Here is a 24,529-nt window from a genome sequence, read left to right as displayed (position 1 = left end):
ACCGTGCGGACGCGCGGCGGATTCGGGGACTACGGAATAGGCTCGGGGATCGCGAGGCGGGTCGCGATCACGCCGCCCGCGTTCATCGCCCAGTGCAGCAGCGCGGGGGCCGTTGTGCTGCCGGTCTTCCTGCGCAGCAAGCCGAGGACCGCGCCGCCCGCGGCGGTGGCCAGGACCGTCGGGCCGATGGGCTGCCCGCCCGTGCGGGCCGGATGGATGTGCCACAGACCGAACGCGGCGGCGCCGAACAGAGCGCCGAGGCGCGCGCCGAAGATGTCGTCCAGCAATGGTTCCAGCGTGGAACGGAAGATCAGCTCCTCGCTGTAGACCGTGCCGATCGGGATGTGCACGGCGACCCATTCGAGGTCCGAGACCTCCTGTCCCGCCGGAGCGACGTCGCGCAGTATGTCGCGTAGCGCCGGAATGGACACGGCCGCACCGTAACCGGCGAGAACGAGCGCTCCGGCGGACGCGCCGACCGCCAGCCCACGACCCGACCACCAGTGGGATCGTCCGCCGAACGCGAGCCCGTACCCGGTGGCGAAGCACGCGTTGGCCGCAGTGCGTCCGCGCTGATCGAGGCCGAGGCCGGGCAGCACCCGATTGCTCCACAGCAGCGCGAGGCCGGTGCCCGCCAGCGCCTTCGCGAGACTCACTTGGTCTCCCGCTCGAATTCCTCAGCCGCCTCCAGCTGGAACCGAATCCGCTCCGCCAGTTGATCGTTCCAGCCCGGCGGCGCCGCGATGGCGGCCCAGCCGTCGAGCACCAGGCTGCCGTAGCGGTGCCCGTGCCCGTCCGAAACGCCCTGTGCGTTGGTGAGATCCGCGGCGACCTGCCAGAAGGTGACGAACGGCGCCCAGCGCATCTGCGAGGAGACGTCGGCGCCACGCGGCTCCGAGAGCCAATCCGGTTGGGAGAAGATCAGATCCGGCGACCACCAGACGATCGGATCCGAGGGGTGCATGAGGTAGGCGATGCGCGGCGCCCGCCACTCGGTGGCGGGACGCGCGAGATCACCCGCATCGTCGGCGAAACGGACCACCAGGCCGTCGGCGTACACCGGCTCGACCTCCCTCGACCCCGGGTCGCGTCGCTCCACGAACTGCTGCCACAGGCGGTTCGAGTTCGGCGGCCCGACCCACAGCGCGCCGTCCACCTTGGCGCGCAGATCGGCGAGCCCGTCGAACGCGGCCTCCGACCCCTGTGAGCCGAGGCTCTCGCCGTACACGAGCAGCTTCGGCCGCGACTGCGTCGGACGCGCCGACCAATGCTCGTGCACCGCGTCGAAGAGCTCCTTGCCCGCCGTGGCCGCCTTGCCCCGGTCCGCGAGGAACGACAGCACACTGGGCAGATACGAGTACTGGGTCGCGACGATGGCGGTATCGCCGCCGTACATGTACTCGATGGCGCCTGCCGCCATCGAATTGACCCAGCCGGTGCCCGTGGTGGTGACCACGACGAGCGCCTTGCGGTCGAAGGCTCCGGTGCGTTCCAGTTCCTGCACCGCGAGCGCGTTCTGGTCCGCCTCGCCGTCGGTCGACTCCAGCCCGACATAGACCCGGATCGGTTCCCGGGCAGGCTGCCCGGTGACGGCCGCGATGCGGCTCGCCGCCGGTCCGTGCGAGACGAACCAGCGTCCTTCGAAGCCCAGCGTGTCCCATTTCGCCAGCGATGCCGGGCTCCCCGAGCGCTCGGGTTGCTGCGGCTGCACCGCGTTGGCCGAGGTGTAGTCGTTGCGCACGCTGAAGGCCGAGTTGGCGACCGCGAAGAAGGCCTGGGTGGCCACGCCGTTGAACAGCGTCACGACGAGCACCACGAGCACCAGCGCACCCGCCGTGGGCGCCAGCTCGCGCGGCACCCTGACCCATCGGTTGAGCTGCCTGGCCAGGAACAGGATGATCTCGCGCACGGTCCGATAGACGGCGACCACCGCGACGCCCACCGCCACGCTCAACAGCCCGGTGCGCAGATAGGCCGGGGTCGTCGTGCCCTCCATGCCCATCAGCGCGGTGATCTCGCGCTGCCAGCGGGCCGACTGCACCAGCATCAGCGCGGCCGACACCGCGGAGGAGATGAGCACGGCGGACTTCAGCGCGTACCGCACCCGGGTCGGCGGCCCAGGAATGTTCAGTCGCGGCCGCACCCAGATCCGGAACAGCCACTCGAGCATGCACCCGAGGCCGTAGCCGATCGCCGCGTTGACGCCCGAGATCAGGCCTTGGAACAGCCAGTCCCTCGGTACCAGCGATGGAGTCACCGACAGCGCGAAGAAGATGGTGGCGAGGATCAGCCCGACGTAGTTCAGGTCGATGATGTCCTCGGCGCGCCGCACCACGACGATGCCGCGGGTACGCAGCTTCGTCAGGGGGCCGGCCTTCTCGAGCACTCGAACAGTATGGCTGTCGGCACCGACGGCGGTGCGCGTTGCCCGCGCCAGCGCGCGGCAACTACCCACCACGCTCGAGTAGTTGTACGCGGTCGCGCGGGCCGCCCGCCGAGCAGACTCGATACCCATGAGCACACCTAACGCAGCGCCGAAAGCCACGTCGGCCTACGTCGCGCAGGCCGCGATCGCGTTCGGCATCAGCTTGTTCGGGGCGGGCGTCGGCATCTTCTACCTTCCGCTGGACGTCTGGCAGCGCGGCTTCCTGGGGATGACCGTGCTGTTCCTGGTGACCAGCACCTTCACCCTGGCCAAGGTGGTACGCGACCAGCACGAGGCAAGCACCACCACCAGCCGTATCGACGCGGCGCGGATGGAAAAGCTGATGGCCGAACACGATCCGTTCAAGAACCCCTGACGTGCGACAGACGACGCCCACCTGAGGCGGACCCGGCAACGAGGGGTCCGGGCCAGCCTCAGGTGGGCGTCAGCGGTGGCCGTCCCCGGCCTCCCGCGGGGGTCAGATCGCGCTGGCTCCGAACAGCTTCGGCAGCGTGCCCTCGTAGGCTTCGCGCAACTCCGCCATGGTGACCGAGAACTGTCCCTGCACCTCGACGGAATCCGAGCCCTGGTCGACGACGCCGATGCGCACCCACGGCAGCTCGCGCGCGTCGCACATCTTGGTGAACCGGGTCTCCTCCGAGCGCGGCACCGCGACGAGCACCCGGCCCGCCGATTCGGAGAACAGCGTGACGAACGGGTCAGCGCCCTCGGGAAGCAGGATGCGGCAACCGGTCTCGCCCGCCAGTGCGGCCTCGATCACGGCCTGCGCGAGGCCGCCCTCGGACAGGTCGTGGGCGGCACTGATCATGCCGTCACGCGAGCCTGCGGTCAGCACCTCGGCGAGCAGCTGCTCGCGGGCGAAGTCGACCTTGGGCGGCTCGCCACCGAGGTGATCGTGGGCGACCTGCGACCAGATGGAGCCGCCGAACTCGTCACGGGTCTCGCCGAGCAGGATCAGCGTCTCGCCCGGCTCGAGGCCGAGGCCGGTCGGGATGCGCCGGTGCACGTCGTCGATGACGCCGAGCACGCCGACGACCGGCGTCGGCAGGATGGCGTCCTGGCCGGTCTGGTTGTAGAAGCTGACGTTGCCGCCGGTGACCGGAATGCCGAGCGCCACACAGCCGTCCGCGAGACCGCGCACGGCCTGCTGGAACTGCCACATCACGCCGGGGTCCTCCGGCGAACCGAAGTTGAGGCAGTTGGTGACGGCCTTCGGGGTCGCGCCGGTGGTGGCGACGTTGCGGTAGGCCTCGGCGAGCGCGAGCTGCGCACCGGTGTACGGGTCGAGCTTGGTGTAGCGGCCGGAGGCGTCGGTGGCCAGCGCGATGCCGCGGCCGGTCTCTTCGTCGATCCGGATGACGCCCGCGTCGGCGTGCTCGGCGAGCACCGTGTTGCCGCGCACGTAGCGGTCGTACTGCTCGGTGATCCACTTGCGGCTGCACAGCTGGGGGCTGGAGATCATCTGAAGCAGGGTCGCGCGCAGCTCGTCCGCGGTCTTGGGACGCGACAGCTGGTCCGGGGTGTCGGCGATCAGCGCGTCCTGGTAGTCCGGGCGCTGCACCGGGCGCTCGTACACCGGGCCCTCGTGCGCGACGGTGCGCGGCGGCACGTCCACCACGGTCTCGCCGTGCCAGGTGACCACGAGGCGGTCGCCGTCGGTGACCTCACCGATGACGGTGGCGAGCACGTCCCACTTGTGGCAGACCGCCATGAACGCCTCGACGTTCTCGGGGGTGACCACGGCGCACATGCGCTCCTGGGATTCGCTGGAGAGGATCTCCGCGGGCGTCATGTTGGCCGCGCGCAGCGGCACCTTGGTCAGGTCGATGCGCATGCCGCCGTCGCCCGCGGCCGCGAGTTCGGAGGTCGCGCAGGAAAGCCCGGCGCCGCCGAGGTCCTGGATGCCGACGACCAGCTTGGCCGCGTACAGCTCGAGACAGCACTCGATGAGCACCTTCTCGGTGAACGGGTCGCCGACCTGGACGCTCGGCAGCTTCTTGCGGCCCGCGCCGGACTCGTCACCGGAGAAGGTGTCCGAGGCGAGCACGGACACGCCGCCGATGCCGTCGAGGCCGGTGCGCGCGCCGAAAAGGATGATCTTGTTGCCGGTACCGGAGGCGAAGGCCAGGTGCAGGTCCTCTACCCGCATCACGCCTGCGCACAGCGCGTTGACCAGCGGGTTGCCCTGGTAGGAGGCGTCGAAGACGGTCTCGCCGCCGACGTTGGGCAGGCCGAGCGAGTTGCCGTAGCCGCCGACGCCGCGGACCACGCCGTCGACAACGCGCCGGGTGTCGGCCGCGTCCGCCGCGCCGAAGCGCAGCTGGTCCATCACCGCGATCGGGCGGGCGCCCATCGCCATGATGTCGCGCACGATGCCGCCGACGCCGGTGGCCGCGCCCTGGTACGGCTCGACGTAGGAGGGGTGGTTGTGGCTCTCCACCTTGAAGGTGACCGCCCAGCCGTCGCCCACGTCGACCACGCCCGCGTTCTCGCCGATGCCTGCGAGCATGGACTCGCGCATCTCGTCGGTGGTGGTCTGGCCGAAGTAGCGCAGGTGCACCTTGGAGGACTTGTAGGAGCAGTGCTCGCTCCACATCACCGAGTACATCGCCAGCTCGGCGTCGGTGGGCCGACGGCCGAGGATCTCCTTGATGCGGGCGTACTCGTCGTCCTTGAGACCCAGCTCTTTGTACGGTTGCGCCACATCGGGGGTTGCTGCGGCTGCACTGACGGTGTCGACCTGCGGAGTCACGGAGTACCAGGGTCCTTTCGGCCGGGCCTTGGGGTCGGCTAGCCGGCGGAGCCGGCGGGTGGGTAGACACGGATGTCGGCAAGGTGGGCGGACGCGCGCGGTGCAGCGACGGGCATTGTCACTGGGTTGCGGCGAGATGCCTGGCACTCAGTCTAGAGGGCGGGTGGCACGGGTCGGCAGGTGAGGGGCTCGGGCGCGGATTGCCGACGGCGAGGCCGTGCGGCGACCCGATCCGACTGTGGTCTCGATCATGGTCGCTGAGTCGTTGCCCGAGACCGGTGCCTGTCCCGGCCCGAGCCGCCGATTCCCCTGTCAGCGGGCGAGATCGGCGGGCGGCCCTCGCGGGTTGCGGCGTCCGGGGCGACCGGAGAGCGCCGATACGCCCCGATACGCTGTCGGGGTGAGTGAACGATCGGGGGTCGCGAATTCGGCCGAGCAGCAGGCTGCCACGGAGGATGCGCGCCCCGGCGTCGCCGATGCCACAACCGGCTCGGCGCCGCGTTCACCGATGTCCTCCGATCAGATGCGCTGGCTGGCCGCCGCGTTCGGGTTGTTCCTGATCTCGGCGCTGGTCTCGCTGCTCGTCCACTGGTGGAACGGGTACATCGATCTCCAGGTCTATCGCAACGGCGCGCGGGTGTGGCTGGACGGCGGCGAGCTGTACGGCCCGATGCCGCCGGTGTTCGGCATCGGCCTTCCGTTCACCTATCCCCCGCTGGCCGCGCTGTTCTTCGCGCCACTCGCGCTGATGCCGCTGGTGTTGGCCGAGGTGCTCGTACTCGCCACCTCGATCACCGCCCTCGGGATCACGCTGTGGTTGGTACTGGCCAGGATCCGGCCCGAACTCGACCGGCTGACCGTGCTGCCCTTGGTGATCGCCGCCGTCGCGGCGGCGGGCTTCCTCGAGCCGGTGCGCCAGACCTACGGCTTCGGCCAGATCAATCTGGTGCTGATGGCCGCCATCGCGCTGGACTGCCTGGCGCGCAAGCCGTTCTGGCCGCGCGGCATGCTCATTGGAATCGCGGTATCGGTCAAGCTGATTCCCGCGGGCTACCTGCTGTACTTCCTGCTGCGCAAGGACTGGAAGGCGGCGGGCACGCTGGTGGTGTCGGCGATCGGTGCGGTCGGCCTCGGATTCCTGCTGTTCCCGCGCGATTCGATGGAGTACTGGTTCCGCACGCTGGCCGATACCGGCCGCATCGGCCCGCCCTATTTCGCGGGCAATCAATCGATCAAGGGCATGGCCTTCCGGCTCGGCGTCTCCGATTCGGCGGCCACGCTGATCTGGATCACGCTCTCGCTGGTGGCGATCGCGCTGGCCGCGGTCTGGATGCAGCGGCTCATCGAGGCGGGGGCCACGGTGGCGGCGCTGCTGGTCAATGCCGCCGCGGTGCTGCTGGTCTCGCCGGTCTCGTGGTCGCACCACTGGGTCTGGGTCGCGCCCGCGCTCGTCGTGGCCGCCGACGCCATGGTGCGAGTTCGCGAGGGCCGCGCGCGAACCCGACGCGGACGGTTGTTCGTCGCGACGGTCGTCGGCTTCACCGTTCTGTTCCTCATCGGTCCGCACTGGCTGCTGCCGCATTCGAAAGACCGCGAACTCGACTGGGACTGGTGGCAGCAGATCATCGGCAGCAGCTACGTCCTCGCGACGTTCACCGTCTTCGTCGTCGCCGTCGCCACCTACCGCCCCGTCCCGCAACCCTCGCCCGAACCCGCCCCGGTCACATCCTGATCCACGTCGAACGAGCCGAGCGCACCGCCCGCCAAGGCGCGCCGATCCGGGCAGCCGTTCACACCGTGGCGCACGCGGCGGGCGGCCGCGCGCCCTACTCCACCGGCGTGAGGAACGCCGCCAGCGCCGCCGCGTAGGCCGGAACGTCGTTCGCGCCCATCAGCTCTCGGGCCGAGTGCATCGCCAGCTGGGGCGCGCCGACGTCGACCGTTGGCATGCCGGTGCGGGCCGCCGTCATGGGGCCGATGGTCGAGCCGCAGGGCAGGTCGGCGCGGTGGACGTAGCGCTGCAATGGGACGGCCGCCTGGTCGCATGCCAGGGCGAACGCGCCCGCGCCGGTGGCGTCTGTGGCGTAGCGCAGGTTCTGGTTGACCTTGAGCACCGGCCCGCCGTTGATCTCGATGCGGTGGGCGGGCTCGTGCCGCTCCGGGTAGTTCGGGTGGGTCGCGTGCGCCATGTCGCCGGACGCGCAGATCGAACCGGCCAGCGCCGCTAGGTATTCGGCGCGGCCGCCGCCGCGCGCGAGCACGATCCGCTCCAGCACGGCGGGCAGCAGATCGGACTGGGCGCCGCGGTCGGACTGGCTGCCGACCTCCTCGTGATCGAACATGGCCAGGACCGGCGCCGCAGCCCCCGGATCGTCGACGGCGGCCAGGAACGCGCGCAGCCCGGCGTAGCAGGTGCCCTGGTTGTCCAGCCGGGGTGCGCTCACCAGGTCGCCGTCCCGGCCGACCAGGCCGCTCGGCGCGAGCACGTGGGTCATCAGCTCCCAGCCGAGCACCGCGGCCGGGTCCACCTCGACGCTCTCGGCGACGAAGGCGAGAAACGAGCGCGGCGCCTCGCCGACGCCCCACACCGCGTTCACGTGCCGCTGCGGGTCGAGCGTGACGCCGCGCCGGTCCTCGGAGAGGTGAATGGCCAGCTGCGGCACCCGCAGGATCGGCTCATCGATGCGAATCAATTGCTCGCGCAGCGAGTTTCCGTCGCGAACGGTCAGCCTGCCGGAAATGCCGAGCTCGCGGTCCAGCCACGAGTTCAGCCACGCGCCGCCGTACGGTTCGAGCCCGACCAGCTGCCACCCAGCGGACGCCAGATCCGGGTGCTGCTTCACCCGCAGGTTGGGGCTGTCGGTGTGCGCGCCGACGACGCGGAACGGCGCCGCGGCATTGCCGGTCCCCGCCCAGGCGACCAGCGAACCGCCGCGCACCACGTAGCGGCGTCCGATCGACTCGTCGGGCCATGCCGCCGCCTCCTCGAGGCGGGTGAAGCCGTGTGCTTCCAGCTCCCGCGCGACCGTGCGGACCACGTGGAACGGCGAGGGCGAGTCATCGATGAACGCGCACAGGCCCTCGGCCGTGGCGGCGGTGGTGGAAACGGGCATGGACCGATCCTAGAGAGCCGCCGTCGCGCCGGTCACGGTCCCGCGGTGTGCGGCACTGGGCGCGCCGTGCGGCAACTTGTTCCGATTTCGGACTTATCGGACAATTTGCGGCAGTGGTAATACCGCTGTAGCCCTGCGGTAATCCCGGCAACGCGCCAAAACGAGAATGCGCGAAACGCCGCTAGACTGGCTCGCGACGCGGCGAACGAGAACATCCAGCAAATCTCGCGTGCAGAACGGGGTTCGCATGACATTGTCGAGCGGGCGGCACCACGATGTCGTCGAGATCGTCAACATCGCACCGTTGCACGGCGCGGGCGCCATCATCGGACCGTCCTGTGTCGCGGCCGCGAATCTGGCCACGGCCGAAATCAACAGCGGGACCGGAATTCTCGGCCGCGAGGTGTGTATCACCACGATCGACGGCGGCGGCCCTCCACAGCGCGTGTACGACGAGGTGTCGGCTCTGCTGGCGACCGGCATGGTGCACGCCGTCACCGGAATCCCGATGCCGGAGAATCGCTCCGGCATCATGCGTGCCGCGGCCGGTCGCGCGCCGTGCCTGTTCGGCGTCGGCCACGACGGGCTCGCCGCCGAAGAGCCTGGCGTTTTCATGATCGGCGAGCACCCAGGCATCCAGACGATAGTCGCGGTGGATTGGCTCCATCGGGAGTTCGGCGCCCGGCGCTGGGCGGTGGTCGCCAACGACTACCTGTGGTCCCGTCGTATCGCGCCGGCACTGCGCGAGATCCTCGCACCGCGGCACACGGTGGTCGCCGAATACTTCGTGCCGTTGGGCGCAGCGGATTTCGGCGCGGTGCTCGACGACCCGCGACTGGACACGGTCGATGGAGTGATCCTGCTGCTCCTCGGCGCCGACGCCGCCCGATTCAACCGGGCGTTCACCGCGGCGGGACGCGCCGACCGGCAGTTCCGCACCGGCCCGACCATCGACGAGAACGTCCTGCTCGCAGGCGGACCCGACGCGAACGGCAATATCTACGTGCCCTCCGGCACGATCCCCGACCGGCGCAGCGCCGAGGATCGCGACCTGCTGGACCGATACCTGCGGCTGCACCACGGATTCGCCCCCGCCTTCAGCCGATTCGCCAACGGCGTCTACCACTCCCTGCACGCGCTGCGCACCGCGGTCGACGCAGCTGGCTCCTTCGAGACGGCGCGCATCCACGGCGCGCTGGCGGACCGCGCGGTACTCGAAGGGCCCTCCGGCGCGTTCACCTTTCGCGGCGATCAGGTCGTGCGACCGACCTTCGTGGCGCGTGCGGCGGGCGTCGACTTCGAGACGCTCACCGTGGTGTGACTCAGGCCTCGGCCACCAGCTCGAGCACCCGCTTCAGCTCGGCGTAGCGCCGCGCGCCGATCTTGGCCTGCAGCTGCCGCTCGGCGATCTCCTCCTCGGCGCGCACCGACGCGACCAACTCGGCTCCCAGCCTGCTCAACCCGATCAGGATGCGCCGCCGATCCTCCTCCGCGGCCACCCGGAAGATCAGGCCGCGCTCGGCGAGGCAGTCGGCGTGCCTGGTGGCCGACGACGGCGCCAATTGCGAACGGTTGGCCAATTCGCTCATGGTGATGCCGTTTTCGGTCGACAGGTTGCACAGCATCGACCACTGATCCGGCGAAAGCTGCCGCGCGCTCAGAGCCGCATCGAGGTGACGTAGCCAACGGCGCTCGGCGGCACGCAGCGCCCCATGCAGCGTGCCATATCCGCTTAGAATGGTCGTCATTGATTTTCCCCGCCTGCTTTTGAATTTCGCTCGAACCAGAAGAAGAGTACCGAATGTCAGCGGTCGGCGAGTGCCCAGACGGCGTAATAGAGATCCTGAACATCGTTCCCATGCAGGGACCTGGCGGGATCTTCGCGCCGTCATGCGATGCCGCCATTTCGCTCGCGGCATCCGAAATCAACCGTGGCTCCGGAATTCTGGGACGCGAAATTCGTACCACGAATATCGATGGCGGCAGGCCGCCGGGCGAGGTGGCCACCGAGGTGGCCGCCCTGCTCGCCACCGGCATGGTGCACGCCATCACCGGCTGGCATACCTCGGCGGTGCGCAGGGCGGTGGCCAAAGCGAACGACGGGCGGGTCCCCTATCTGTTCGCGGTCAGCCACGAAGGCCTGCCCGACGAGCTGCCCGGAGTGCTGCTGGTCGGGGAGCATCCGGCGGGTCACACCGTGGCCGCCGTGCGCTGGCTCGGCAGGGAACTCGGCGTGCGCCGCTGGGCCATCATCGGCAACGACTACATCTGGCCGCGCGAGACGGCGAAAGCGGTGCGGCGCAGCCTGTTCGACCCGGGCGCCGTCGTGCTGGAGCGATACGTCCCGCTCGGCACGCCGAGCTTCGTCGACTTCCTCACCCATCCCCATCTGGACCGCGCCGATGGCGTCATCATCCTGATGGTCGGCGCGGACGTCGCGCGTTTCAATCGTCAGTTCTGCGCCACGGGCCGGTCCGCCGACCAGGTGCGGGTCAGCCCGGCCGCCGACGAGAACGTGCTGCTGGCGGCCGGCGCCAAGGCGAACCACAACCTCTACGTACCGTCCAGCTTCTTCCTGAACGACAAGCTCGCCGACGGCTTGGACCGCAAGGCCCGTTACCGGCGATTGCACGGCAGCTTCGCGCCCGCGCTCACCACCTTCAGCAACGCCACCTACGAGGCCATCCACGCCCTGCGCGGCCTGGCCGAGACCGTCGGCTCGCTGGACGTACCGAGCTTGCAGGGCGCGCTGGCCGCCGGCGTGCGTTTTCAGACGCCGGGCGGCCCGCGGGGATTCCTCGGCAACCAGGCGATCCAGCCCGGTTATCTGGCGCGGGCCGAAGGCGTCGAATTCCAGCTCATCGACCGCGTCTGGTGAAACGAAAAGGCCCGAGCCGACCCGGCTTTCGAAGCGGGTCGGCTCGGGCCGAAGCGTTGCGTCAGGCCGAGACCAGCGTGTCCAGCACCGAGAGGAACAGTCCGAGACCGTCGTCGCTCGGGCCGGTCAGCGGCTCGGTGGCATGCTCGGGGTGCGGCATCAGACCGACCACCCGGCCGTTGGCCGATGCGATGCCCGCGATACCGCGCTGCGAGCCGTTCGGGTTGTCGCCCGAGTAGCGGAAGACCACCCGGCCCTCGCCCTCCAGCTCGTCGAGCACGTCGGCCGAGGCCTGGTAGCGGCCCTCACCCGACTTGAGCGGGACCAAGATCTGCGCGCCCGGCTCGTAGCGGGAGGTCCACGCGGTGGACACCGACTCGACGGTCAGCCATTCGTCACGGCAGACGAAGTGCAGGCCCTCGTTGCGGGTCAGCGCGCCGGGCAGCAGCCCGGCCTCGCACAGCACCTGGAAACCGTTGCAGATGCCGAGCACCGGCATGCCCTTGCCCGCGGCCTGCACGACCTTTCCCATCACCGGCGCGAACCGGGCGATGGCACCGGCGCGCAGGTAGTCGCCGTAGGAGAAGCCGCCGGGCACGACCACCGCGTCGACCTCCTTCAGGTCGGCGTCGGCGTGCCACAGGGTGACCGCCTCGGCGCCGGCGAGACGCACCGCACGCACGGCGTCGACGTCGTCGAGCGTGCCGGGAAACGTGATGACCCCGATGCGCGCCGTCATGGGAGGCGAACCACCTTCCACTCCTCGATCACGGTGTTGGCGAGCAGGCCTTCGGCGATCTGCTCGAGCTCGGCGTCACTGACGCTGTCGTCCACGTCGAGCTCGAATCGCTTGCCCTGCCGCACATCAGCGATCCCGGCGAATCCCAGGCGCGGGAGCGCGCCGACAATGGCCTGCCCCTGCGGATCCAGGATTTCGGCCTTCGGCATCACCTCGACCACGACTCGTGCCACGCGTTGCTCCTCAGGTGGTGTGCGGGGGTTACCTGAGCAGCGTAGTTGTTCCGGTTGCGCGAGCTACCTGCGGGGTCGGGTGAAAATCGGCGCCGTGCCAATAGCATGGCGGGATGCGCATAGCCCATTTCGGCCACTCTTGCATCCTCGTCGAGCTGCACGGCACGAAAGTGCTCTTCGATCCGGGCACCTTTTCGCACGGTTTCGAGGGCATCACCGGCCTGGACGCCATCGCGATCACCCACCAGCACCCCGATCACATCGACCCGAACCGCATCGACGCCTTGATCGAGGCCAACCCGAACGCCCGCCTGCTGTCGGACCCGCAGACCGCGGCCCAGCGCGGCGAGCGGTGGGAGGCCGTGCGCGCGGGCAACGTGCTGCGGCTCGGCGACCTGCAAATCACCGGCGGCGGCGGCAGGCACGCGGTGATCCACCCGGAAATCCCGGTCATCGACAACACCGTCTTCCAGCTCGGCACCACCGATGACCCCGCCCAGCTCGTGCACCCCGGCGACTCGCTCTGGGTCCCGCCGGTGCAGGTCGGCGTGCTGGCCATCCCCGCGGCGGCGCCGTGGATGCGGATCAGCGAGGCCGTCGACTACCTGCGCGCCGTCGCCCCGCGCACGGCCCTTCCCATCCACTTCGGCATCATCCAGCCCGAGGCACGCGGCATCTACTTCGGCAGACTCGCCGAAATGGGCCCGGAAGGAACGGAATTCACCGTGCTCGAACCGGAGAACCAGCGCGACTTCTGACGTCGTTCGCAGACCTTCCACGCGCTTCGCATGTCCTGCGACCTCTGCGAAGCGTGTGGAGTCTCTGCGAGCTCAGCGTCGATAGGTGGTGAGGAAGAGTGCTTCGGCGAGGGCCATGTGCTGGATCTCGGAGGGGTCGACGCTTTCGTTGGGGGCGTGGATCAGGCATTTCGGCTCCTCGACGCCGATCAGCATGATCTCCGCGTCGGGATAGGTGTCGGCGAAGACGTTGCAAAGGGGGATCGAACCGCCCTGGCCCTGGGTGGTGCTGGGCCTGCCGTAGGAGGCGGCCAGTGCCGCGTCCATGGCGGCGCGGGCGGGGCCGCCGATCGCCGAGCGGAACGGCGCTCCCAAGCCTTCCAGCTCGATGGTGAGCTTGGCGTGCAGCGGAGTGTTCGCCTCCAGGTGGGCGACCAGCGCGCGGTGCGCCTCCTTCGGCGCGATGCCAGGCGGAATGCGCAGGTTCAGCCGGGCGCGCGCCGCGGGCTGGATCGCCGCGGAGGAGCCGACCACCCGCGGCGCGTCGATCGCGAGCACGGTGAGAGTTGGCCGGGCCCAAAGCATTTCGGCGACCGTGCCGTCGCCCGCCAGATCCACGCCGCCGAGCACACCGGCGTCGATGCGGAAACGGTCGGGATCGTATTGCACGCCGTCCCAGGTCTGCCGATTGTCCAGCCCGGCCACGGTGGTGTTGCCGTCGGCGTCGCGCAACGTGGCGAGCACGTGGATCAGCGCGGCGAGCGCGTCCGGCGCCGCTCCGCCGAACATGCCCGAATGCAGCGGCCCGGCAAGGGTTTCCACCGTGACCAGTACGTTCACATTGCCGCGCAGCGTCTCGGTGAAGGTTGGCACGCCGCCCGCGAAGTTGCCGCAGTCGCCGATCAGGATGGCGTCGGCGCGCAGCAGTTCCGGGTTGTCGACGACGAACTTCTCCAGCCCGCCGGTGCCCTGCTCCTCCGAGCCCTCGGCGACCAGCGTGACACCGACGGGGAGCTCGGATCGAATGGCGCGCAACGCAGTCAGGTGCATCACGATGTTGCCCTTGCAGTCCGCCGCGCCGCGCCCGTACCAGCGGCCGTCCTTCTCGGTCAGCTCCCAGACCGGCGTGCGCCAGGCCGCCTCGTCCAGCGGCGGCTGCACGTCGTAGTGGCAGTAGAGCAGTACCGTCGGCGCGCCGGGAGGCGCGGGCCGCGAGGCGATGACGGCCTTGCTGCCGTCCGCCGTCTCGTGCAACCCCACCCTCGTCAGCCCGACCGCGGCGAACGCGTCGGCCACCCACTGCGCGGCGCGCTCGCACTCCTCCGCGGGGAACTGCCTCGGGTCTGCCACCGACTTGTACGAAACCAGTTGGGCCAGATCGCGTTCGGCCTGCACCATCAGCCCCGCGACGCGCGAGCGCAGAACGGCGGTATGCGGATCGTCGGAAGTCATGGGCAGCTCACTTCGTCGTGTCGTCCAGCTCGAATTCACACCTCGTCGAGGCGAGTGCCGAGCCGGTCCGCACGGCGCTGGCCGATTCGACGGCGAACACCGTATCGCGCCCGCCGCTCACCGGCCGGATGCCGGGGCCGGGCGCGCCGATACGTGCCGGCACGGATCTCCGGCCTTCGACATCTCGAAGTACCCGCTTGTACAACCCGTTCGTTGCAGAATGAGGTCGTCAACCGATCCGTGGCAATCGATGAGCAGCCTTGCTGGGAGGCCCCTGATGCCCGCTGAACCGGACTTCGACGATCTGTTCGCGCTACCCGCTGTCGACCACCCCGCGCCCAAGGTGCGGTTCCCGGCGAAGGAGACGATGCCGGACGCCGCCTACCAGATCGTGCACGACGAACTGCTGCTCGACGGCGTCTCGCGGATGAACCTCGCCACTTTCTGCACCACCTGGATCGACGACCAGGCGCGCAGGCTGATGAACGAGTCGCTGGACAAGAACATCGTCGACAAGGACGAGTACCCGCAGACCGCGGAGCTGGAGCGCCGCTGCGCACGCATGCTCGCCGATCTCTGGCACGCCCCCGATCCAGCCACCACGCTGGGCACCTCGACCACCGGTTCCAGCGAGGCCGCGATGCTGGGCGGGCTCGCCGCCAAGTTCCGCTGGCGCAAGCGCGGCGGCACGGGCACGCCGAATTTCGTCTGCGGACCGGTGCAGGTCTGCTGGGAGAAGTTCGCCCGCTATTTCGACGTCGAGATCCGTCAGGTGCCGCTGCGCGGGGACCGGCTCACCATGCACCCGGACGACGTCGCCGCGCACTGCGACGCGGACACCATCATGGTCGTGTCGAACTTCGGACAGACCTACACGGGGTTGTTCGAGGACGTCGCCGGAATCGCGCGAGCGCTCGACGACCTTCAAGCCGGCAGCGGCCTGGACATCCCGTTGCACGTCGACGCTGCGAGCGGCGGCTTCCTCGCCCCGTTCACCGCGCCCGACCTGGTGTGGGACTTCCGCCTGGAACGGGTGAAATCGATCAACTCCTCCGGCCACAAGACCGGTCTCGCCCCGCTCGGCGCGGGCTGGGCCATCTGGCGCACGGCCGACGATCTGCCGCCGGAGCTGATCTTCGACGTCGACTACCTCGGCGGCAGCATGGCCACCTTCAATCTCAACTTTTCCCGGCCGGGCGGCCAGGTGATCACGCAGTACTACGACTTCATCCGGCTCGGCAGGCTGGGTTACACCCGATTGCAGGAGGCGATCTACCGGGTCGCCGGGCACCTGGCCGACGGGCTGACCGCGTTCGACGGATTCGAGCTGATCCACGACGGCGACCCGAATCGCGGCATCGCCGCGGTGTGCTGGCGGCTCACCGGCACGCCGGGCTTCAATCTCTACGACCTGTCCGATCGGCTGCGCACCCGCGGCTGGCTGATCGCCGCGTACCCGCTGCCGCCCGACCGCGGTTCGGAGACGGTGATGCGCGCGGTCATCCGGCACGGTTTCACTCACGACATGGTCGATCTGCTGCTCGCCGACGTCGACCGTTGCGTGCGTCAGCTGGCCAGCCATCCGCTGAAGGTCTCGCTGACCAGGGCCGAGGCGGGCGGGTTCACGCACAACGCGAAACCCAAGGTGCCCGGCGCGAAACCCGCCGCGACGACGCACCGGGACTCCACCGGATAGGCGGACCGCCGCCCGCGGCCGGGCCGTGCCCGAACTTCCGACGAACGCCTCGACCACCACGAGGCGGAGGTACGCCCGCCGCCGTCGATCGCCAATTCATGACGGCGGACGTACCTCGGCCCGCGGCCTTCAGGCCGCGCGCACCAGGTCGAACGGCTCCCAGCGGTACACCTCGCTGGCCGCGCCGTGGAACAGCGCCAGATCCACCGCGTCCAGCATCGCCTGGCGCGGACCCGAGCGCTGCAACTGCGCCGCGGAGATCGCCAAGCGCAACACTCCGCCGCGTCGCGCGGTGCAAGCCGCGCCCATCACCAAGGCCCGGCACCACCACGGCTCGGCGCGGAAACCCTCGCCGATGCCGTAGACGCGCGCCTTCTGCGCGGTGTTGCGCTCCAGGTCGAGGATCGAGGTGAGGCCGAGCGCGACGCGGAAACCCGTCTCGGGCAGCGCGGCGATGGCGCCCGCCGAGGCATCCCAGCGCGGTGCGGCGAACAGCCGGGTGCGCAGCTCGACCTGCTCCAGCACCCGGTCCGCCGCGGTGAGCCGCAGCCTGGCCTCGTGCTTGGGCAGCGTGGCGAACTCCGCCCTGCGCCGCTTGGTCGCCGCCTGGTCGTAACCGTGCAGCACGATGGCGTCGCCACGGGCCCGCCTGCCGCGCAGCCACGCCTGCGTCGCCGGGTCGTCGACCAGCCGGTACTTGCCCTTCGATCGCGGCGCCACCAGCAGCGACAACCGCACGTCGCGACGATCCATCTCGGCGGCGAATTCGATCGCGGCGTCTCGAGTGGTGTCCCTGATTCCCGACACGGACACGATCAGCTCAGCGTTCATGAAACAACGGTGCCGGACGCAGGTGTCTTCGATGTGCAGCGAGCATGACCAGAGGACGAACAACCGAAGCACCGTCGGCGACCTGCGACGGCCGCCGACGGTCACGGTCGTCTACTCCTCGGCCAGGCCGACCGTGTCGAGCACCCAAGCGTGCTCGAAGGCCACTTCCTTCCACTTCTCGTAGCGGCCGCTCACGCCACCGTGGCCCGCGCTCATCTCGGTCTTGAGCAGCAGCGGCGCGTCGCCGGTCTTGGTCGCGCGCAGCTTGGCCACCCACTTGGCGGGTTCGACGTAGAGCACCCTGGTGTCGTTCAGGCTGGTGACCGCCAGGATCGCCGGGTAGTCCTTGGCCTCGACGTTCTCGTACGGCGAGTAGGACTTCATGTACTCGTAGACATCCTTGTCCGCCAACGGATTACCCCACTCGTCCCACTCGATGACGGTGAGCGGGAGCGAGGGGTCGAGGATCGAGGTGAGCGGGTCGACGAACGGCACGTTCGCGAGGATGCCGCGGAACAGCTCCGGCGCCAGGTTCGCCACCGCGCCGACCAGCAGCCCGCCCGCGCTGCCGCCGTCGGCGATCATCCGATCGGCGGCGGTCACGCCGGTGTCGATCAAGTGCCGCGCGGAGGCAACGAAGTCGGTGAAGGTGTTCTTCTTGGTGAGCGTCTTGCCGTTCTCGTACCAGAGCCTGCCCATTTCGCCGCCGCCGCGCACGTGCGCGACCGCGAACACCATGCCGCGATCGAGCAGCGACAGCCGCGCCACCGAGAAGGACGGATCCATGCTGGCCTCGTAGGAGCCGTAGCCGTAGAGCAGCAGCGGCTTCGGCTCGCCCTCGGCCACCGCGCCCTTCTTCCACACCAGCGAGATCGGGATTCGGGTGCCGTCCGCGGCGACCGCCCAATCCCGGTGCTGCTCATAGTCGTTCGCGTCGTAGCCGCCGAGCACCGGCTGCTCCTTGCGCAGCAGCAACGCGCCGGTGGCCGGCACGTAGTCGAACACCTGCATCGGGGTGATGAACGAGGTCAGGCCGATGCGCAGGGTCGGCTGCGCCCACTCCGGGTTGGCGCCGGCGCCGACCGCGAAGAGCTCCAGATCGAATTCGAGTTCGCGCCGCTCGCCGTAGCCGGACGCGGTGAGCGGCCAGACCGCCACTCTGGTCAGTGCCTCGCGCCGGTAGCTCAGCACCAGGTGGTCCGCGAAGGCGTCGACATCCTCGAGCCGCACGTCGTCGCGGTGGCCGATGAGCAGCGTCAGGTTCGACGGGTCGTCGACCGGCGCCTCGGCGAGCACGAAGTTCTCCGCCTTGACGCCGTCCACCACGTCGTTGTGCAGGATGAGGAAGCGGTCGTCGCCGCCGATCACGGCGTGCTCGGCCGAGTACTCGACGCCCTCGCGCCGCGGCATGAGAATCCGGAATTCGCCCTCGGGGTTGTCGGATTCGAGCACCCAGCCCTCGGTGGTGATCTTGGAGCCGACCCAGATCATCAGGTACTTCTCCGAGCGGGTCGAGCCGATGCTGACCCAGTACCGCTCGTCGGGCTCGTGGAAGACCTGCACATCGGACTCGGTCGCGCCGAGCCGGTGCCGCCACACGGTGTCGGGCCGCCACGACTCGTCCACCGTCTGATAGAAGACGTGGCTTCCGTCCAGCGACCAGGTCGCGCCCGGCGCGGTGCCCGCGATCTCGTCGGCGAGCGGCTCACCGCTGCGCAGGTCCTTGAAACGCAGGGTGTAGCGCTCGTCGCCGACAGTGTCGACCGAGTAGGCGAGCAGATTGCCGTCGTGGCTCACCGAGAACGCGCCCAGCGCGAAGTAGGCGTGACCCGCGGCCAGCTCGTTGCTGTCCAGCAGCACCTGTTCGCCCGGGATCTCGCTGTCGGCCTCGAGCCGCGGTGGCGTCCACGCGTCGATGCCGTCGGCTTGCGCGTCGATCGGGCAGCGGCAGTGCACGCCGTACTGTTTGCCCTCGTAGCTGCGCGAGTAATACCAGAAATCGCCCATCCTGGTCGGCACGGAGAGGTCGGTCTCCTGGGTGCGCGACTTGATCTCCTCGAAGATCTTCTCGCGCAGGCCCTGCAGGTGAGCGGTCTGCGCCTCGGTGTAGGCGTTCTCCGCCTGGAGGTGGGAGATGACCTCGGGATCCTCCTTGTCCCGCAGCCACTCGTACTCGTCGACGAAGACGTCGCCGTGATGCACCCGCTCGGTCGGCACCGTCTTGGCGATCGGCGCCGCCACCACACTTTCGACAGACATGCGAACCACCCTACTTGCGGGTCGCCGAATCCTCGGCTCGATGGAACTCCGGCGGCGGCGCCTCGCCGCCCGCGGCGCGGATGACGCCGTCGAGCACCTCGCAGGTGCTGTGCAGATCACGCAGCGCCCGGTCGATCCTGGCCCGCTCCTCGGTGAGCTTCCGCACCAGGAACGGGGTGGCCGCGGCGCTCGGCGTGCCGTCCGTGTCGTGGATGCACGGGAGCAGTTCGGCGATGGTGTCGCTGGTCAGCCCGGCCGCGAACATCTCCTGGATCCGGTTGACCCGGTCGACGGCCGCCTCCGGGTATTCGCGCTGCCCGCCGGAGCTCCGTGTCGCGGCGAGCATGCCCTTGTCCTCGTAGTACCGCAGCGACCGGACGCTGACGCCGGTCCGATCGGCCAGTTCCCCGATGCGCATGTTCGACTCCTCGCGCCAACCGCTCTTGACCTGACATTGATGTCAGGTCCTAGCGTACGCGTCATGCAGCTTTTGACGCCCTACCGCAACCACGAACTGGCCCTGCCGAACCGGATCGTCATGTCACCGATGACCCGGTTGCGCTCGCTGCCGGACGGCTCCCCCACCGCCGACGTAGTCGACTACTACGCCCAGCGCGCCGCCGCCGGACTGATCATCACCGAAGGAATCTGGCCGCATTCGACCGGCCAGAGTGAGGCGTGGACGCCCGGCTTGCAGACCGAAGCCCACGTCGGCGCCTGGCGCCGGGTCACCGCCGCGGTGCACGCCAACGGCGGACGGATCTTCGCGCAGCTGATGCACGGCGGCCGCAAGAACCATCCGCTCGGCCGCATCGACGGGTCATGGCCCGCGGGCCCTTCCGCGGTGATCGATCCGGATCGCGTGCACCTGATCGAGGGTGGCAAGGCCGATCCGATCACGCCAGGGGAGCTGAGCCGGGACGACATCACCGCGATCATCGGCCAGTACGCCGCGGCCGCCCGCAATGCCGTGGCCGCGGGCTTCGACGGCGTCGAAATCCACGGCGCAAACAGCTATTTGGTGCACCAGTTCCTCGCCGACAACACCAATTTGCGCACGGACGAATACGGCGGTTCGATCGACAACCGGATGCGGGCGCCGCTGGCCATCGTGGACGCGGTGGCCGAGGCGATCGGCTCGCGCCGCACCGCCGTCCGGCTCTCGCCCGGCAACCCGCAATTCAATATGCGCGAGGACGATCCGGCGCCGCTGTACCGAAAGCTGGTGGCCGAACTGGATCGTCGCGAGCTCGCTTATCTGCACCTCACCGACAACGACGACTATCCCGCGCTGAAGGACCTGCGACCGCGCTGGCGCGGCACGCTGATCGCGAACATCGGCGAGAACCGCGAGCCGACCGCTGCCGAGGGCGCGGAAGCGGTGCTGCGGGACGGCGTCGCCGATCTCGTCTCGTTCGGGCGGGCCTTCATCGCCAATCCTGATCTGGTGGAACGGATCTCGCGCAACCTGCCGCTTGCCCCTGCCCGCGAGGAAGGGTTGTACGGGCGAGACGCCGAGGGCTACACCGACTATCCGGCGTGGTCCGACAGCGAACTGTCCCGGCTGTGAACGCGCGACGCCCGGCGCGATCGGATTCGCGCCGGGCGGTTCATGCGCCGATGGCCGCGGCCAGGGTGGGCCACGATGCGTGCAGCGTGTCCTGCCAGTAGGACCAGGAGTGGGTGCCGACCGGGCTGTAATCGATGCGCGCCGGAATGGCCATGCCGCGCAGCCGCCGCTCGAAGGCGATCACGCAGGCGTTGATACCGACCTCCACCGGACCGCCGAGAAAGATGTTCTCGGCCAGCTGCGGCTTGAGCTCGGCCTCGTGCGGGCCAGGCACGCCGGTGCCGGTGGAGAGGTAGATCGTCTTGCCGCGCAGGCGATCCGCCATCAGCGCGGGATCATGCTCGGCCCAGGCCGGGCCGCCGGGGGCGCCCCACATGTTGACCGGATCGCCGCCGCGGTTGGCGATGGAGAACATCACGCCTCCGGTCGCGAGGCCGGTGTCGGGGCAGGCGCTGTAGCCCGCGATCGCGCGGTACAGCTGCGGATGGCGGGCGGCCAGGACGAAGGCCGCTGTGCCGCCCATGGAGAGGCCGCCGATGGCGTTCACGCCGTTGCCGTCGAAATTCTCGTCGATCAGCGGCGGCAGTTCCTGGGTGAGGAAGGTCTCCCATTTGTAGCGGCCGAAGTGCGGGTCGTCCCGCTGCCAGTCCGTGTAGTAGCTGGCCTGGCCGCCGACAGGCAACACCACGTTGACTTGCTTGCCGCGGAAGAAGGACTCGGCGTCGGTCGCGTTGGTCCAGGTGCTCTGGCCGACGCCCGGGTCGAGGCCGTCCAGCAGGTAGTAGGCGGGCCTGGCGTCGCCGTCCGCCGGGTGCAGCACGTCGACTTGGACCGTTCGGCCCATCGCGGGGGAATCGATGAACACCGAGGACCGGGTCGGGCTGCGGTCGGCGATTCGGACGATCTGGGCGGCCGAGGCGGACGCCGGTTCGACCGCCACCGGCCCGAGCATCGCCATCGCGCAGGAGAGCACTGCAACAGCAACTTTGGTACGCCGCATGTCCCACCGTCCAACACCGCATGACAACGGCATCCAACGTAACTCACTCGATGGAATTGCGGGAGAGATTCGCGATCTCGGCGCTTCCGCAGCAAACTGCCCAGTACGTAACGGCTTTCATGCCTTTCACCGACCCTCGGCGGCCTCCGTCCGCGCCAGCGCCCCACGGATGGATCCGGCCAGATAATCCAGGTCTGCGCGGTGCGGGCTGGTCGGCCGCCCGCGCAATCCGAACCCGTCGCCGGGGGTACGCGGAATGACGTGCAGGTGCACGTGGAACACCTCCTGCCCCGCCGTCACGCCGTCGGCGAGAAAAAAGTTGACCCCGTCACACCCCACTTCGCTCTCCCGCAACGCCCCCGCCAGCCGCTGCCCCACCTGAAACAGCTTCCCCCCGACCACCGGATCCAACTCGGCGAGACATCTGGCCGCCACCCGCGGCACCACCAGCAAATGCCCCGGCGTCATCGGCCGGATATCCATGAACGCGACCACGTCGTCGTCCTCGTACACCTTGGAAGCAGGCGCCCGCCCGGCAATGATGTCAGCGAAAATCGTGTACGGATCCACACCGCACCCTAACCGGCGCGGCCGGAGCGAAGACACGACAACCGCGCGAAACCTGCCGCGCCCTAGAGGATTGGGGAGGGGGTGTAGCGGGCGGCTTCGGGGTAGGCGTCGACGAGTTTTTGGACCTGGGCGACGACGTCGGCGGCCTGGGCGCCGGCGGCGCCGATGAAGGCGGACTTGTCGGCGAGGGCGGCGTCGAGGGCGGCGCGGTCGAGGGGGAGGCGGTGGTCGGCGGCGAGACGGTCGAGCAAGTCGGGCTCGCGGCCCTGTTCGCGCATGGCGAGGGCGACGGCGACGGCGTGCTCCTTGATGACCTCGTGCGCGGTCTCCCGGCCGACGCCGGCGCGGACCGCGGCCATCAGGATGCGGGTGGTGGCGAGGAACGGCAGGTAGCGGTCGAGTTCGCGGGAGATCACGGCCGGGTAGGCGCCGAACTCGGCGAGCACGGTGAGGAAGGTCTCCATCATGCCGTCGATGGCGAAGAACGCGTCCGGCAGCGCGACGCGGCGCACCACGGAACAGAACACGTCGCCCTCGTTCCACTGCGCTCCCGCGAGCTCGGCGGCCATCGAGGCGTAACCGCGCAGCACCACCTGCAGGCCGTTGACCCGCTCGCACGAGCGCGTGTTCATCTTGTGCGGCATGGCCGAACTGCCGACCTGCCCGGGCTGGAAGCCCTCGGTGACCAGCTCGTGGCCGGCCATCAGCCGGATGGTGTGCGCGAAGGAAGACGGGCCGGCACCCACCTGCACCAGCGCGGAAAGCACGTCGTGGTCGAGCGAGCGCGGGTAGACCTGGCCCACGCTGGTGAACACGGTCGCGAACCCGAGGTGCCCGGCCACCTGCTGTTCCAGCGTGGCCAGCTTGGCCGGGTCGCCGTCGAGCAGGTCGAGCATGTCCTGCGCGGTGCCCATCGGGCCCTTGATGCCGCGCAGCGGATAACGGTCGATGAGCTCACGCAGGCGGGTCAGCGCGATCAGCAGCTCGTCGGCGGCCGAGGCGAAGCGCTTGCCGAGGGTGGTGGCCTGCGCCGCCACGTTGTGCGAGCGGCCCGCCATGACCACGGTCTGGTACTCGGCCGCGCGCTCGGCGAGCCGCGCCGCGATGGCGACGCCGTGCGCGTGCACGTGCACGAGCGAAAGCCGGATCTGCAGCTGCTCGACGTTCTCGGTGAGGTCGCGGCTGGTCATGCCCTTGTGCACGTGCTCGTGCCCGGCCAGCGCGTTGAATTCCTCGATGCGCGCCTTCACGTCGTGCCGGGTGACCCGCTCGCGCTCGGCGATGGACGCGAGGTCGACGCGGTCGATGACCCGCTCGTAGTCGGCGATCACCCCGGCCGGGATGTCGATGCCGAGCTCCGACTGTGCCCGCAGCACCTCCAGCCACAGCCGCCGCTCCAGCACGATCTTGTGCTCGGGCGACCACAGGTGCACCAGTTCGGGGCTGGCGTAACGGGTGGCGAGGACATTCGGGACGAGACTCACGTCTGGTCAGTCTAGTGCTCGGAACCTGTCGGCTTGCTGCGGCGTCGCCGGGGCGACGATATCGATGACTTCGAGCAGTGCGCCGCGCGCCATTCGCCGGGGTTCCGGGTTGCTCTCGCTGAGTGCCGCGACCACCGCGCCGTCCACCACCGCGACCACCCTGCGTAGCTGCTCGGGCCGCACCATCCGGTCCGAGCGCCGCAGCACGTCGGCGAGCAGCTCGTCGAGCTGGGCCCGTAGCCGTAGCTGGACCTCGCGTAGCTCCGGGTGTCGCGCCGAGGCCACCGAGCGCTCGTAGCGGGCGATCAGCTGACCGCGCGTCCCCTCGTCCTGCCCGTCGGCGCCGACCAATAGGTCGAGCACGAGCTCGACGGTCGCCTCGGCGCCGCGGCGGCGGTGACTCACCTCGCCGACCCTGCGGCGCATCGCGTCCAGCTCCGCGTTCCCGCTGAACTCGACCGCGCGGGCGATCAGGTCTTCCAGGGATTCGAAGTAGTACGTGGTCGACGCGAGAGGTAGGTCCGCGCGCGTGGCAACCGAGCGATGCCGCACCGCATCGAATCCGCCTTCGAGTAACAACTCGGCGGCGGCCGCTACCAGGGCCTGGCGACGCCGTTCGCCTTTCGGGGTCGTCGCGGTTATCACTGTGCCATCGTGCCAGTCGTCATCAGTTCATCCGTGCGAAATCGATTGTCGAAACCCAGCCAACGTTGTTTTACCTCATCTGGGCGTTCCCGGTGCCGAACTGTGGAAACTTGTTGTCGGACAT

Annotated in this window: 23 protein-coding genes; 7 read left to right on the top strand and 16 right to left on the bottom strand. The window is 69.4% G+C overall.

Going from position 1 to position 24,529, the window contains the following annotated elements; genetic code table 11:
• Window positions 1-29 precede the first annotated feature (29 nt).
• Both NX1_RS07550 and NX1_RS07545 read right to left on the bottom strand, forming a co-directional pair.
• Window positions 30-656, bottom strand: coding sequence for a CPBP family intramembrane glutamic endopeptidase (locus NX1_RS07550; RefSeq protein WP_068055866.1), 627 nt, complete (start codon window positions 654-656; stop codon window positions 30-32).
• Entirely contained in the window at window positions 653-2,515 is a 1,863-nt protein-coding gene (locus NX1_RS07545) for an alpha/beta hydrolase (RefSeq protein WP_084501165.1), read from the bottom strand. Before NX1_RS07545 ends, NX1_RS07550 begins: the two co-directional genes overlap by 4 nt.
• Here NX1_RS07545 and NX1_RS07540 point away from each other — a divergent pair.
• Window positions 2,514-2,801 (top strand): YiaA/YiaB family inner membrane protein, encoded by a 288-nt coding sequence (locus tag NX1_RS07540; protein WP_068055861.1) that lies wholly within the window; start codon window positions 2,514-2,516, stop codon window positions 2,799-2,801. The genes NX1_RS07545 and NX1_RS07540 overlap by 2 nt on opposite strands.
• Window positions 2,802-2,903: 102 nt before the next feature.
• Here NX1_RS07540 and purL read toward each other — a convergent pair whose 3' ends face one another.
• Window positions 2,904-5,198 carry a phosphoribosylformylglycinamidine synthase subunit PurL gene (purL, locus tag NX1_RS07535; RefSeq protein ID WP_068055858.1) on the bottom strand — a complete coding sequence of 765 codons (2,295 nt, stop codon included), beginning with the start codon at window positions 5,196-5,198 and terminating at the stop codon, window positions 2,904-2,906.
• A gap of 400 nt (window positions 5,199-5,598) precedes the next feature.
• On the opposite strand from purL, the gene NX1_RS07530 reads away from it, so the two are divergent.
• The gene (locus tag NX1_RS07530) at window positions 5,599-6,930 is read left to right on the top strand and encodes a glycosyltransferase 87 family protein (RefSeq protein ID WP_245668371.1); all 1,332 of its coding nucleotides are present in this window, start codon (window positions 5,599-5,601) and stop codon (window positions 6,928-6,930) included.
• Window positions 6,931-7,024: 94 nt separating this feature from the next.
• Here NX1_RS07530 and NX1_RS07525 read toward each other — a convergent pair whose 3' ends face one another.
• The gene (locus NX1_RS07525) at window positions 7,025-8,311 is read right to left on the bottom strand and encodes a M18 family aminopeptidase (protein ID WP_068055855.1); all 1,287 of its coding nucleotides are present in this window, start codon (window positions 8,309-8,311) and stop codon (window positions 7,025-7,027) included.
• Window positions 8,312-8,558: 247 nt separating this feature from the next.
• Here NX1_RS07525 and NX1_RS07520 point away from each other — a divergent pair, with 247 nt between their 5' ends.
• Entirely contained in the window at window positions 8,559-9,632 is a 1,074-nt protein-coding gene (locus NX1_RS07520; RefSeq protein ID WP_068055998.1) for an ABC transporter substrate-binding protein, read from the top strand.
• Window position 9,633: 1 nt separating this feature from the next.
• On the opposite strand, the gene NX1_RS07515 is transcribed toward NX1_RS07520, so the two are convergent.
• Complete coding sequence (locus NX1_RS07515) at window positions 9,634-10,059, bottom strand: MarR family winged helix-turn-helix transcriptional regulator (RefSeq protein WP_068055852.1); 426 nt, start codon at window positions 10,057-10,059, stop codon at window positions 9,634-9,636.
• A 53-nt stretch (window positions 10,060-10,112) separates the two neighbouring features.
• Between NX1_RS07515 and NX1_RS07510 the strand changes: the two genes are divergently transcribed.
• Window positions 10,113-11,189: a substrate-binding domain-containing protein gene (locus NX1_RS07510; protein WP_068055849.1), complete on the top strand. Its 1,077-nt coding sequence runs from the start codon at window positions 10,113-10,115 to the stop codon at window positions 11,187-11,189.
• Window positions 11,190-11,250: 61 nt separating this feature from the next.
• Here the strand turns inward: NX1_RS07510 and purQ are convergent, their stop codons facing one another.
• Together purQ and purS are read right to left on the bottom strand one after the other, a co-directional pair.
• Window positions 11,251-11,928, bottom strand: a complete 678-nt coding sequence (purQ, locus tag NX1_RS07505) for a phosphoribosylformylglycinamidine synthase subunit PurQ (RefSeq protein WP_068055846.1) — start codon at window positions 11,926-11,928, stop codon at window positions 11,251-11,253.
• A complete protein-coding gene (gene purS, locus NX1_RS07500; RefSeq protein ID WP_067841963.1) occupies window positions 11,925-12,161 on the bottom strand; it encodes a phosphoribosylformylglycinamidine synthase subunit PurS in 237 nt (78 codons plus the stop codon). Before purS ends, purQ begins: the two co-directional genes overlap by 4 nt.
• Window positions 12,162-12,274: 113 nt before the next feature.
• Between purS and NX1_RS07495 the strand changes: the two genes are divergently transcribed.
• On the top strand, window positions 12,275-12,919 hold the full coding sequence (locus tag NX1_RS07495; RefSeq protein WP_068055843.1) for an MBL fold metallo-hydrolase: 645 nt from the start codon (window positions 12,275-12,277) through the stop codon (window positions 12,917-12,919).
• A gap of 72 nt (window positions 12,920-12,991) precedes the next feature.
• On the opposite strand, the gene NX1_RS07490 is transcribed toward NX1_RS07495, so the two are convergent.
• The gene (locus NX1_RS07490) at window positions 12,992-14,350 is read right to left on the bottom strand and encodes a dipeptidase (RefSeq protein ID WP_068055840.1); all 1,359 of its coding nucleotides are present in this window, start codon (window positions 14,348-14,350) and stop codon (window positions 12,992-12,994) included.
• 7 nt (window positions 14,351-14,357) lie between these two features.
• Window positions 14,358-14,513, bottom strand: coding sequence for a hypothetical protein (locus NX1_RS36035; RefSeq protein ID WP_157119575.1), 156 nt, complete (start codon window positions 14,511-14,513; stop codon window positions 14,358-14,360).
• Between the two features lie 114 nt (window positions 14,514-14,627).
• Here NX1_RS36035 and gad point away from each other — a divergent pair, with 114 nt between their 5' ends.
• Window positions 14,628-16,046 carry a glutamate decarboxylase gene (gene gad, locus NX1_RS07485; protein ID WP_068055837.1) on the top strand — a complete coding sequence of 473 codons (1,419 nt, stop codon included), beginning with the start codon at window positions 14,628-14,630 and terminating at the stop codon, window positions 16,044-16,046.
• Between the two features lie 129 nt (window positions 16,047-16,175).
• Here gad and NX1_RS07480 read toward each other — a convergent pair whose 3' ends face one another.
• The 3 genes from NX1_RS07480 to NX1_RS07470 form a co-directional block, all read right to left on the bottom strand.
• Entirely contained in the window at window positions 16,176-16,877 is a 702-nt protein-coding gene (locus NX1_RS07480; RefSeq protein ID WP_068055834.1) for a DUF2334 domain-containing protein, read from the bottom strand.
• Window positions 16,878-16,988: 111 nt separating this feature from the next.
• Window positions 16,989-19,136 carry a S9 family peptidase gene (locus NX1_RS07475; RefSeq protein WP_068055995.1) on the bottom strand — a complete coding sequence of 716 codons (2,148 nt, stop codon included), beginning with the start codon at window positions 19,134-19,136 and terminating at the stop codon, window positions 16,989-16,991.
• A gap of 10 nt (window positions 19,137-19,146) precedes the next feature.
• Complete coding sequence (locus NX1_RS07470; RefSeq protein ID WP_068055831.1) at window positions 19,147-19,554, bottom strand: MerR family transcriptional regulator; 408 nt, start codon at window positions 19,552-19,554, stop codon at window positions 19,147-19,149.
• A gap of 63 nt (window positions 19,555-19,617) precedes the next feature.
• Here NX1_RS07470 and NX1_RS07465 point away from each other — a divergent pair, with 63 nt between their 5' ends.
• Complete coding sequence (locus tag NX1_RS07465) at window positions 19,618-20,706, top strand: alkene reductase (protein WP_068055828.1); 1,089 nt, start codon at window positions 19,618-19,620, stop codon at window positions 20,704-20,706.
• A 40-nt stretch (window positions 20,707-20,746) separates the two neighbouring features.
• On the opposite strand, the gene NX1_RS07460 is transcribed toward NX1_RS07465, so the two are convergent.
• From NX1_RS07460 to NX1_RS07445, 4 genes are all read right to left on the bottom strand, one after another.
• Window positions 20,747-21,706 carry an alpha/beta hydrolase gene (locus tag NX1_RS07460; protein ID WP_068055825.1) on the bottom strand — a complete coding sequence of 320 codons (960 nt, stop codon included), beginning with the start codon at window positions 21,704-21,706 and terminating at the stop codon, window positions 20,747-20,749.
• A 126-nt stretch (window positions 21,707-21,832) separates the two neighbouring features.
• On the bottom strand, window positions 21,833-22,276 hold the full coding sequence (locus tag NX1_RS07455; RefSeq protein WP_068055821.1) for an HIT family protein: 444 nt from the start codon (window positions 22,274-22,276) through the stop codon (window positions 21,833-21,835).
• Between the two features lie 62 nt (window positions 22,277-22,338).
• Window positions 22,339-23,760: an adenylosuccinate lyase gene (gene purB, locus NX1_RS07450; RefSeq protein ID WP_068055820.1), complete on the bottom strand. Its 1,422-nt coding sequence runs from the start codon at window positions 23,758-23,760 to the stop codon at window positions 22,339-22,341.
• Between the two features lie 6 nt (window positions 23,761-23,766).
• Entirely contained in the window at window positions 23,767-24,405 is a 639-nt protein-coding gene (locus NX1_RS07445; protein WP_068055816.1) for a TetR/AcrR family transcriptional regulator, read from the bottom strand.
• Window positions 24,406-24,529: the final 124 nt, after the last annotated feature.

It is taken from the genome of Nocardia xishanensis NBRC 101358 (assembly GCF_001613365.1).
In the GTDB taxonomy this organism is placed as follows: domain Bacteria; phylum Actinomycetota; class Actinomycetes; order Mycobacteriales; family Mycobacteriaceae; genus Nocardia; species Nocardia xishanensis.
Note: the sequence above shows the minus strand (reverse complement) of the source record. Positions and strands in the feature narration are given on the sequence as shown.